Genomic DNA, 10,195 nt, shown 5'->3' on the forward strand with positions numbered 1-10,195 from the left:
GTACACGGGCACTGAGGGGTGCTCATCCGTTGGCTGGTGCGGACATATCGACACGCACACATGCCGAGGGTCGGAACCTACGTGCGAAGACCGGACAAGTACCTTGGACCCGCCCGGTAGCACCTGGCGGGACAGGCCCGCCATCGACCGGCGGCAACCAGCGAACACTACGCGCGGGAACGAAAGATTCCTCCTTTCGAAACAGGCCAATCTTGTTGTCCAGAGACGCATTCCAACACTGTCGGTGGGGTGTGGCATCCTGACCTGTTCTCGCCTCTGCGGGACGCGTCGGCGACGACACACCTTCGTCAAGGAGCACCAGATGACCGAGCCGTTCCCCAGCCCACAACCCAGCTACCTGTCGGCCGCGGCCGCGCCGAAGAAGCAGAAGAAACGGGTGCGGCTCGGCGCCCCGGTACTGGCTCTCGCCCTAGCGGCACCCGCATGGAGCAGCGCCCCGGCAGCCGCCGACGTCGCTCGGCCGGATATCGCGGCGCCCGTATCGACACTTGCGGTCGAATTCTCCCCGGCCAAGCGGGACATCACCTCCAGCCAGCGCAACGCCATCCGGTCTGCCCAGCAGTACCTCGACTTCTCTGCCTTCTCCCGCAGCGGTCTGATCCATCAGCTCGAGTACGAAGGCTTCTCCACCGCAGACGCTACGTTCGCGGTGGACAGCCTGAATGTGGACTGGAACGAGCAGGCGGCAAAGAGCGCCAAGCAGTATCTCGAGTACACCTCGTTCTCTCGTTCCGGACTGATAGATCAGCTTGTGTACGAGGGCTTCACGCGCGCCCAGGCCGAGTACGGAGCCAATGCCGCCTACTGACAATCTCTTTCGGTGGTAGACCCGAACACCGCAGCACCCCCTCCAGGCTCCTCTCGCTCGACGGTGGCGATATCACGTATCGCGCGGGTCCGCACATCTGCGCCGCGGTGGTACCGGGCGCGGGGTGAACCTATGGTCGGCGCTGGCGTACCGTGCAGGACGTTGTGCTACTGACGTGTTCGCGTCGGAGTTCGCGGTGTCGGTCATCAACGATCGGTCGCGGGTGTGTGAGCGGCCGGTGTTCGAGGCATGGCGTGGGTGCTGGGGACGCCGATCGGGATCGGTTGGTCGGGGAGGTGATCACGATCGGTGTGGTGCGGCGCAGCGGTTGCGTAGTCGATCGCCGCGGGCATGTCCGGTTGTCGGCGGCCATGCGGCGTCTCTCGGCGGGGGATCTGGTGTTGCTGGTCGCGATGACTGAGACGGGTCTTGTCGCAGTTCCGGGCCGGCGGGTGCTGGGACGGGCACTGGCGCGGCTGCGGGATACGGAAACATGCGACGAGCTCTCGCTCCTCACATCACACGAGCGCTAGTGCCTCGTCAAGCAACCTTCGGTAGGTAATCGGGTAGGCGGATTTTTGAGTTGACGGCGAAGTCGCGTTTGGGTGTGGCGTGCTGGTTGTGCCAGCGGATGTAGGCGGCGATGGCGGCGTCCTGCTCACCGTGGCTGCGGTGGTCGGTGCCGCCCAGGGCGAAGTAGCGCAGTGCCGCGAACTCGGACTCGATCCAGTTCAACCAGGACGAATAGGTCGGCAGGAATACCAATTCCACGGCGTGACTCGCGGTCCAGTCGCGGACCTCGGCTCGTTTGTGCGGGGAGAAGTTGTCGGCGATGACGTAAAGCTTTTCGCCTGGCCAGCGGGCACGCAGCGACTTCAGCAACGCCAGGAACTCGGTCCCTCGCTTGCGGTCACGGATGCGGTAGTGGATTTTCCCGGTGGCCAGATCCAGTGCGCCCAGCAGATGCCGAACACCCTGGGTGCGGTGATAAGTCGCCCGCAACCGCTTGGGTCTGTGCTGCGGGAACCAGCCTCGACCAGCACGGGGTTGCAGATTCAATGGCCCGAACTCGTCGACGCAGATCACCCGCCCGTCAGCAGGAGGATGGTCGTAAAGGTCCAGGATCCGATTCATCTTCGCGGTGAAATCCGGGTCGTTTCCGGCCTTCCAGGTCTTGACCGCCTGCCACGACACACCCTCGGCCTTGAGGATCTGACGCAGAGTCTCACGACTGATATCGGCAATAGCGTTGTTCTGCAACGCCTCCCGAAGTTTCGACAGGCTCCACGTCGAGAACGGCCAGCCCAGGTCACGGGGGCAGCACCGGGCGATGCAGGCGATACGTTCACGCGTCGCCCGATCCACCTTCTTCGGCCTGCCCCCGCTCCATTTTGGGTCCAACGCTTCGAACCCCCGTTCGTTGAAGTCGTGAATCACTTGCCGCACATAGGCTTCCGATACCTGCATTAACCGGGCGATCGCCGGCACCGGCTGTCGCTGGGCCGAGGCCATCACCACGATCGCCCGCCGCATCCTGACCGGCTGCTTGCTTGTCTTCGTGATCTTCTGCAACCGGCGCCCCTCCTCCGGGGACACCGCTCGCACAAACACTTCCGGCTTCCGGGCCACCGGCACCACCTCCACCGGCAGCTTCGCTGTCCGCGAGCACACGAGCAAACCGACACCCGGTTACCAGACCAACCTTTCCGGACGAGGCACTAGCTGCCTCGACGCGGTGTTCTGCCAGGGTAGGCCTCACCGACTGTGCTTCGGAGCCCAAGACGTTGCGGGGGCTCTTACACCTTGGTTGCCGCCTTCGCATACGTTCGGGAAAACGTGCTCGCCGGGACACGCCGACACGTCCAACCTTCGTCGGTGTTGGACCAGCGACCACCGTGCTACCGCGATGAGGCCAGACGGTCGGGTGCTCGACCGGTTCGGAGCCGACGCGGGCAAACTTCTCGCGTGTGGGGTGATCGCGTGTGCGAGGGCTCTTGAACACGGTAGCTGGAGCCGAGGTGGGGGATCGTCTGCAAGAGCGCTGGTGAGGGCATTGTGTGGCGTTCGAGGGCTCTCTCGAACCCCCGAACGCGACACACGTGTCATACGTTATGCGCGAGAGGGGACTTGAACCCCTACGTCCGTGGACACCAGAACCTAAATCTGGCGCGTCTGCCAATTTCGCCACTCGCGCGTGATGGTACGACCGTGCAAACTCTACCGGGCTTGACCGACTTAGCGAAGCTCCGGGCGGGCGTGGCGTACTGGTCAGTAACTCTACCAGGGATTATAACGATTAGATAAACATCAACATGAGGGGCGCTCATGTTTCCTACGGGTTAGTAACCCGATGGACCAGCGGGTTCAAACATGAGGAAGGGTCATGTTTTGCTTCTTTCTGGCACGGTCGTACATGAATACTCGGCAGTATGCCCGCTAGCCGACGGGCAAACGTGAGGATTTCCTCATGATTTTGGCTATCCTCGCCGGTATCAGGCCCCAACGCTGAGGAACACCTGCGCACCGGAGGGAGCGGCGTGTCTCGCAGGGCGCGTCGCCAGGAAAAGGAAGTCGAATCGTCTTGACGATCAACGAGAGCACCGAGACCGGTACCGGACAGAGCGCGAAGGTCGGTGCGGCCCAGGGGGCTGGGACCCGATCGCCACTGTTGGATCGCCTGCTGAGCGGGGCGCCTTACGCGCTCGCCTTCGGCGGCCAGGGCGCTCAGTGGCTCGATGAGCTGGAGGAGATCGGCCGCGACAGCGCGCTGGAGCCCGAATTGACCGCCTTGGTCAACGAGGCGCAGGCGCTGCTGGAACCCGTTGCGGCACAGTTGCTTGTGGTCCGTCCCGTCGGCTTCGACCCGATCGGGTGGATGCTCGAGGACGAACTGGTCGACACCGACCAGGGTGAGGTTTCCGCGGCCCCGTCGCCGCAGGTGCTGCGTTCCGCCGCCGTGTCGATGCCCGGCGTGCTGCTGTCGCAGATCGCCGCGGTCCGCGCGCTGCGGCTGCAGGGACTGGATCCGGTTGAGCACGCGCCCGTCGCGATCGTCGGCCACTCGCAGGGCAAGCTGGCGGCGGCCGCGGTGGAGGCCGGCGGCCGGCGGGACGCCGAGATCCTCGCGATCGCGCAATTGATCGGCGCGGCAGCGGGTTTGGTGGCGCGCAGGCGCGGGCTGATGCCGGTGGGCGAGCGCTCGCCGATGGTCGCGGTGTCGAACGTCGATCCGGAGCAGCTGCGGGCGGTCGTGGCCGAGGTGGCCGAGGGCGTCGATCCCGCAGCGGCCGCGGTGGTGTCTATTCGCAACGGACGCAGGCGCGCGGTGCTTTCCGGTACTCCGGCTCAGCTGGAGCGGGTTCGGCAGCGCTGCGGGCAGATTCACGACGCGCAGTCGCGCGAGCGCGACGCGAAGGTGCGCGGCGGCGCGGTCTTCGCGCCGGTCTTCGAGGACGTGGCCGTCGATGTCGCGTTCCATCATCCGGCGCTGGCCGACACGGTGGATCTGGTGAGCTCGTGGGCCACTCAGTGCGGGCTGGACGCGGCGCTGGCCGGCGTGCTCGCGCAGGAGATCCTGGTCGATCCGATCGACTGGGTGCAGACCGTCGACGGCGTGATCGACGCGGGCGCGCAATGGATTCTGGATCTCGGCCCGGGCGATCTGCTGTCCAGGCTGACGGGTGGCTCGCTGAAGGGCACCGGTGTGGGCATGGTCGCGGCGGCGACGCGGGCGGGGCAGCGCAGTCTGCTCACCCCGGGTTCGGCGCCGGAGACGGCCGCGCCGTGGACGGCGTTCGCGCCCAAGCCGGTTCGGTTGCCGAACGGGCGGATCGTGGTGGAGACCGCGTTCACCCGGCTCACCGGGCGTTCGCCGATTCTGTTGGCGGGCATGACCCCCACGACCGTCGATGCGAAAATCGTTGCGGCGGCGGCGAACGCGGGTCACTGGGCCGAGCTGGCCGGCGGCGGTCAGGTGACCGAGCAGATCTTCGCCGATCGGGTGGCGGAGCTGAAGACGCTGCTGCAGCCGGGTCGCGCGGTGCAGTTCAACTCGCTGTTCCTCGATCCCTACCTGTGGAAGTTGCAGCTGGGTGGGAAGCGGCTGGTGCAGAAGGCCCGTGCCGCGGGCGCGCCGTTCGACGGTGTCATCGTCACCGCGGGCATTCCGGAACTCGACGAATCCGTCGCGCTCATCGAGGAACTCAGCGAGGTCGGCATCTCGCACGTGGCGTTCAAGCCGGGCACCGTCGCGCAGATCCGCGCCGTGCTGCGGATCGCCGCCGCGGTGCCGGATTACCCGGTGATCATGCACATCGAGGGCGGCAAGGCCGGCGGGCACCACTCCTGGGAGGACCTCGACGACCTGCTGCTCGAGACCTACGCCGAGCTGCGCACCCACGACAACGTGGTCGTCTGTGTCGGTGGCGGCATCGGAACCCCTGAGCGCGCAACCGAATACCTCACCGGTCAGTGGGCCACGGCGCACGGCTACCCGGTGATGCCCCTGGACGGTGTGCTGGTCGGCACGGCCGCGATGGCCACGCTCGAGGCGACCACCGCCCCGGAGGTCAAGCAGCTGCTGGTGGACACCCCGGGCACCCCCGACTGGGTCGGCGCGGGCACCGCCAGCGGCGGAATGGCCTCGGGCCGTAGCCAATTGGGCGCCGACATCCACGAGATCGACAACGCCGCCTCGCGCACCGGCCGCCTGCTCGACGAGGTCGCCGGTGACGCCGAGGCCGTCGCGGCGCGCCGCGAGGAGATCATCGAGGCGCTCAACGCCACGGCCAAGCCGTATTTCGGTGATCTCGCCTCGATGACCTACCTGGACTGGCTCGAGCGCTACATCGAACTCGCCGTGGGCCTGGACCGCCGCAAGTACTTCGACTGCGGCAGCGACATCGGCGAGGCCATCCTCGACGCCACCCGCTCGGTCTGGCTCGACATCACCTGGCGTGATCGTTTCGCGGAGATGATGCGCCGCACCGAATCCCGGCTGCACCCGGCCGACCGCGGTGAGATCGAGACGCTGTTCGCCTCCGACGCCGAGTTCGAGAATCCGGTCGGCGCGCTGTGCGCGCTCAAGGACCGCTACCCCGCCGCCGAGCAGACGCTGCTGCACCCGGCCGACGTGCCGTTCTTCGTCTCGCTGTGCAAGACCCCCGGCAAACCGGTCAACTTCGTGCCGGTCGTCGACGGCGACGTGCGCCGCTGGTGGCGCTCGGATTCGCTGTGGCAGGCCCATGATTCGCGCTACTCCGCCGACCAGGTGTGCGTCATCCCCGGCACCGTCTCCGTCGCGGGCATCACCCGCGTCGACGAACCCGTCGGCGAACTGCTCGACCGATTCGAACAGGACACCGCCTACACGCTGGTGCGCGCCGGCGTCGTGCCGGTGGCGATCGACGCCCGCCGCGTCGCGGGCGTGACCACGGGGCCGATCGACACCGTGATCGCCGCGCCGGACATCGAATGGTCCGGCCGCACCACCGTCAATCCGGTGCACCGCCTCGGCGATCTCGCCGAATGGACCGTGGACGGCAAGGGCGCGGTGCACCCGCCGACGGGCGCCACGCTCACCGAGACCACCGGGCCCGAGGCCGACAACGCCTACGTCGAGCTGACCGTTCCGCTGTTGGGCGCCAACGTCGTTCGCATCCGCATCACCGTGCCGGTCACCACCTACAACGGTGGCGCGCCGGTCGTCACCGAGGCCGACGCGCACGAGGCCATGGCCGCGCTGCTCGCGGTCGCCGCGGGACAGGATCTGCCCGAGGTGAAGGGCAAGGTCGCTCACCTGAACATCGCGTGGTCGCCCGACCTGGTCGCCGACCACGCGGGCGTGACCGGCTCGGGCCTGCCCGCGACGCTGAGCACGCTCGGCCGCACGGTGCCCGACGTGCTGGTCGGCGCCTGCTGGCCCGCGGTGTTCGCGGTGCTCGGCGCGGCGCGAGCAGCCGATAATGCCAGCGTCATCGAGGGCATGCTGGACCTGGTCCACCTCGACCACCAGATCGAGCTGGCGGGCGAACTGCCCACCAGCCCAAGCGTTCTCGTGGTGCGCGCGCAGGCGGGCGAGACGCTCGACACCGACCTCGGCCGCGTCGTCGAGGTGCGCGTGCACATCACCGGCATGCTGGACCGGCCGGAGACCGGGCTGTCCATGCCGACGGTCGCCACCCTCACCGAGCGGTTCGCCATCCGCGGCCGCAACGGGGCGGGCGAGCTCACCGATCCGCCGCGCGCGGCGGGCACGGTGTCCGACGCGGCCACCGACACCCCGCGTCGCCGCCGTCGCGACGTCACCATCGTCGCGCCGCGCACCATGCACGCGTTCGCGGCGGTCTCCGGCGACCACAACCCGATTCACACCAGCGACTCCGCGGCCAAGCTCGCCGGCCTCGGCGGCCCGATCGTGCACGGCATGTGGCTCTCGGCCGCCGCCCAGCACGCGGTCTCCGCGGTCGACCCGGACAGCGCGGTCCCGGCCCGGACACTGACGGCGTGGACCACCCGCTTCCTCGGCATGGTTCGCCCCGGCGCGCAGATCGACGTGCGCGTCGAGCGTGTCGCGGTCGACGCGGGCAGCGAGATCGTCGAGGTCTCCTGCCGCACCGAGGGCGACCTGGTGATGACCGCGACCGGGCGCACCGCCGCGCCGCGCACGGTCTACGCGTTCCCCGGCCAGGGCATTCAGCGCAAGGGCATGGGTCTGGACGCGCGGACGCGCTCCAAGGCCGCCAAGGAGGTCTGGGATCGGGCCGACAAGCACACCCGCGACGCGCTCGGCTTCTCCATCCTGGCCGTGGTCCGCGACAACCCGACCTACCTCAAGGCGCGCGGGGTGGAACACCGCCACCCCGACGGCGTGCTGCACCTGACCCAGTTCACCCAGGTCGCCATGGCGGTCCTCGGCGTCGCCCAGGTCGCCGAGCTGCGCGAGGCGGGAGCGTTCGTCGAGGGCGCGATGCTGGCGGGCCACTCGGTCGGCGAGTACAACGCGCTCGCCGCGGTCGCCGGGGTGCTGCCGCTGGAGGCGGTGCTCGAGGTGGTGTTCCAGCGTGGATCGGCCATGCACGAGCTGGTGCCGCGGGATGCCCAGGGCCGCAGCGACTACCGGATGGCGGCCATCCGGCCGTCGCAGATCGGGCTGCCCGACGACGAGGTGATCGACTTCGTCACCGGCATCGGCGCGCGGACCGGCGAGTTCCTCGAGGTCGTCAACCTGAACCTGCGCGGCTCGCAGTACGCGATCGCGGGCACCGTCGCCGGACTCGAGGCGCTCGAGACCGAGATCGACCGCCGCCGTGCGGAATTCGGCGGCAAGCGGGCCTTCATCCTGGTGCCCGGCATCGACGTGCCGTTCCACTCGACCGTGCTGCGCAAGGGCGTGCCGGAGTTCCGGCACAAGCTCGAGCAGCTGCTGCCCGCCGACCTGCACCCGGAGATTTTGGTCGGCCGCTACATCCCGAACCTGGTGCCCCGCCCGTTCTCCCTCGAACGCGAATTCATCCAGGAGATCGCCGATCTGGTGCCGTCGGAGCCGCTGGCCGCGGTCCTGGCCGACTTCGACAGCTGGTCGGTGCGGCCGAAGGAGCTGTGCCGGGTCGTGCTGGTGGAGCTGCTGGCCTGGCAGTTCGCCAGCCCGGTGCGCTGGATCGAGACCCAGGATCTGCTGTTCACCGATACCGCGCACGGCGGCCTTGGCGTCGAGCGGTTCGTCGAGATCGGTTTGGGCGCAACGCCTACCGTGGCGAACCTGGCCACCCAGACGCTGAAGCTGCCCGCGTTCAGCGGCGCGACGGTGGAGGTGCTCAACATCGAGCGCGAGGCCGCGGTGGTCTACTCCACCGACACCGACCCCGCGCCGGTCGACGAGCCCGCCGAGGAGACCGTCGAGATCGCCTCGGCCGCAATGCCTGTCGCGGCGGCCCCCGCGCCGGTGGCGGCCTCGGGCGGTCCGCGCCCGGACGACATCGCGTTCACCGCCGCCGACGCCACCCGCGTGCTCATCGCGCTGTGGACCAAGCTGCGGCTGGACCAGATCGGCCCGGTCGACACCATCGAGGGCCTGTGCGACGGCGTGTCCTCGCGCCGCAACCAGCTGCTGGTCGACCTCGGCTCCGAGCTGTCCCTCGGCGCCATCGACGGCGCCGCCGACGCGGACATGGGCGCGCTCTCGGTCACCGTCGAGCGGCTCGCGCGCACCTACAAGCCCTTCGGCTCGGTGCTGTCCGACTCGATCGGCGACCACCTGCGCAAGGTGTTCGGTCCGTCGGGCAAGCGCCCGGCCGCGATCGCCGAGCGGGTGAAGAAGGTCTGGGAGCTCGGTGACGGCTGGGCCAGCCACGTCACCGCCGAGGTCTCCCTCGGCACCCGGGAAGGCGCCAGCGTGCGCGGCGGCGACCTCGGCGGGCTGGTCTCCGGCGCGCTCAGCGACGGCGCCGCGGTCGACGCGGCCATCGACGCCGCCGTGCAGGCCGTCGCGGCCCGTCGCGGGGTTTCGGTCTCGCTGCCCTCGGCCGGTGGCGGCGGCGGTGGCACCGTCGACGCGGCCGCACTGGGTGAGTTCACCGAGCAGATCACCGGCCGCGACGGCGTGCTCGCCACGGCCGCGCGAGTGGTGCTCGAGCAGCTCGGCCTGACCGAACAGGTCTCCGCGCCGGAGGCCACCGACAACTCGCTGGTCGACCTCGTTTCGGCCGAATTGGGTTCGGACTGGCCACGTTTGGTCGCGCCGGCCTTCGATCCGCGCAAGGCCGTGCTGCTCGACGACCGGTGGGCCACCGCCCGTGAGGATTTGGCCCGGATCTGGCTCGGCGACGACGCCGAGACCGCCGAGCTGCCGCTGGACGGTTTCCTCGGCGCGGGCGAAGCCGTTGCCGCACAGGCGAACTGGTGGCGCGAGCGGGCCAAGCACGAGGCCCGTTCCGTGCTGGCCGGCGTGTACGAGCGCATCGCCGAGGCGGCGCTGAGCGCCGAGGACCGCGGCGTCTGGTCCGCGGACATCGCCGTGATCACCGGCGCGAGCAGGGGTTCCATCGCGGCGGCGGTCACCGGGCGGCTGCTCGGCGGCGGCGCGACCGTGGTGGTCACCACGTCGAGCCTGAACGACGATCGCCTGAGCTTCTACCGGAAGCTCTACCGCGACAATGCCCGCCACGGCGCCGCCCTCTGGGTCGTGCCCGCGAACATGGCGTCCTACCAGGACGTCGACGCGTTGATCGAGTGGGTCGGCACCGAACAGGTCGACAACGCGGGCGGCGCGAAGGTCAAGACCAAGGACGCGATGACCCCGACCATGCTGCTGCCGTTCGCGGCGCCGCGGGTGGCCGGTGACCTCGCCGACGCAGGCGCGCGCGCGGA

The 10,195-nt window shown here is 69.0% G+C and carries 3 protein-coding genes and 1 tRNA gene; 2 read left to right on the forward strand and 2 right to left on the reverse strand.

The window, feature by feature from the left end; genetic code table 11:
* Positions 1–322 precede the first annotated feature (322 nt).
* Positions 323–829, forward strand: a complete 507-nt coding sequence (locus ON39_RS07675; RefSeq protein WP_040732572.1) for an Ltp family lipoprotein — start codon at positions 323–325, stop codon at positions 827–829.
* 540 nt (positions 830–1,369) lie between these two features.
* On the opposite strand, the gene ON39_RS07685 is transcribed toward ON39_RS07675, so the two are convergent.
* Positions 1,370–2,473: an IS630 family transposase gene (locus ON39_RS07685; protein ID WP_255219240.1), complete on the reverse strand. Its 1,104-nt coding sequence runs from the start codon at positions 2,471–2,473 to the stop codon at positions 1,370–1,372.
* 468 nt (positions 2,474–2,941) lie between these two features.
* Positions 2,942–3,023 (reverse strand) — tRNA-Leu (locus tag ON39_RS07690).
* A gap of 387 nt (positions 3,024–3,410) precedes the next feature.
* Here ON39_RS07690 and ON39_RS07695 point away from each other — a divergent pair.
* On the forward strand, positions 3,411–10,195 hold a 6,785-nt coding region (locus tag ON39_RS07695), incomplete at its 3' end, for a fatty acid synthase subunit beta domain-containing protein (protein ID WP_040732574.1).

Origin of the sequence: Nocardia tenerifensis NBRC 101015 (assembly GCF_000308715.1) — a bacterium.
Classification (GTDB): domain Bacteria; phylum Actinomycetota; class Actinomycetes; order Mycobacteriales; family Mycobacteriaceae; genus Nocardia; species Nocardia tenerifensis.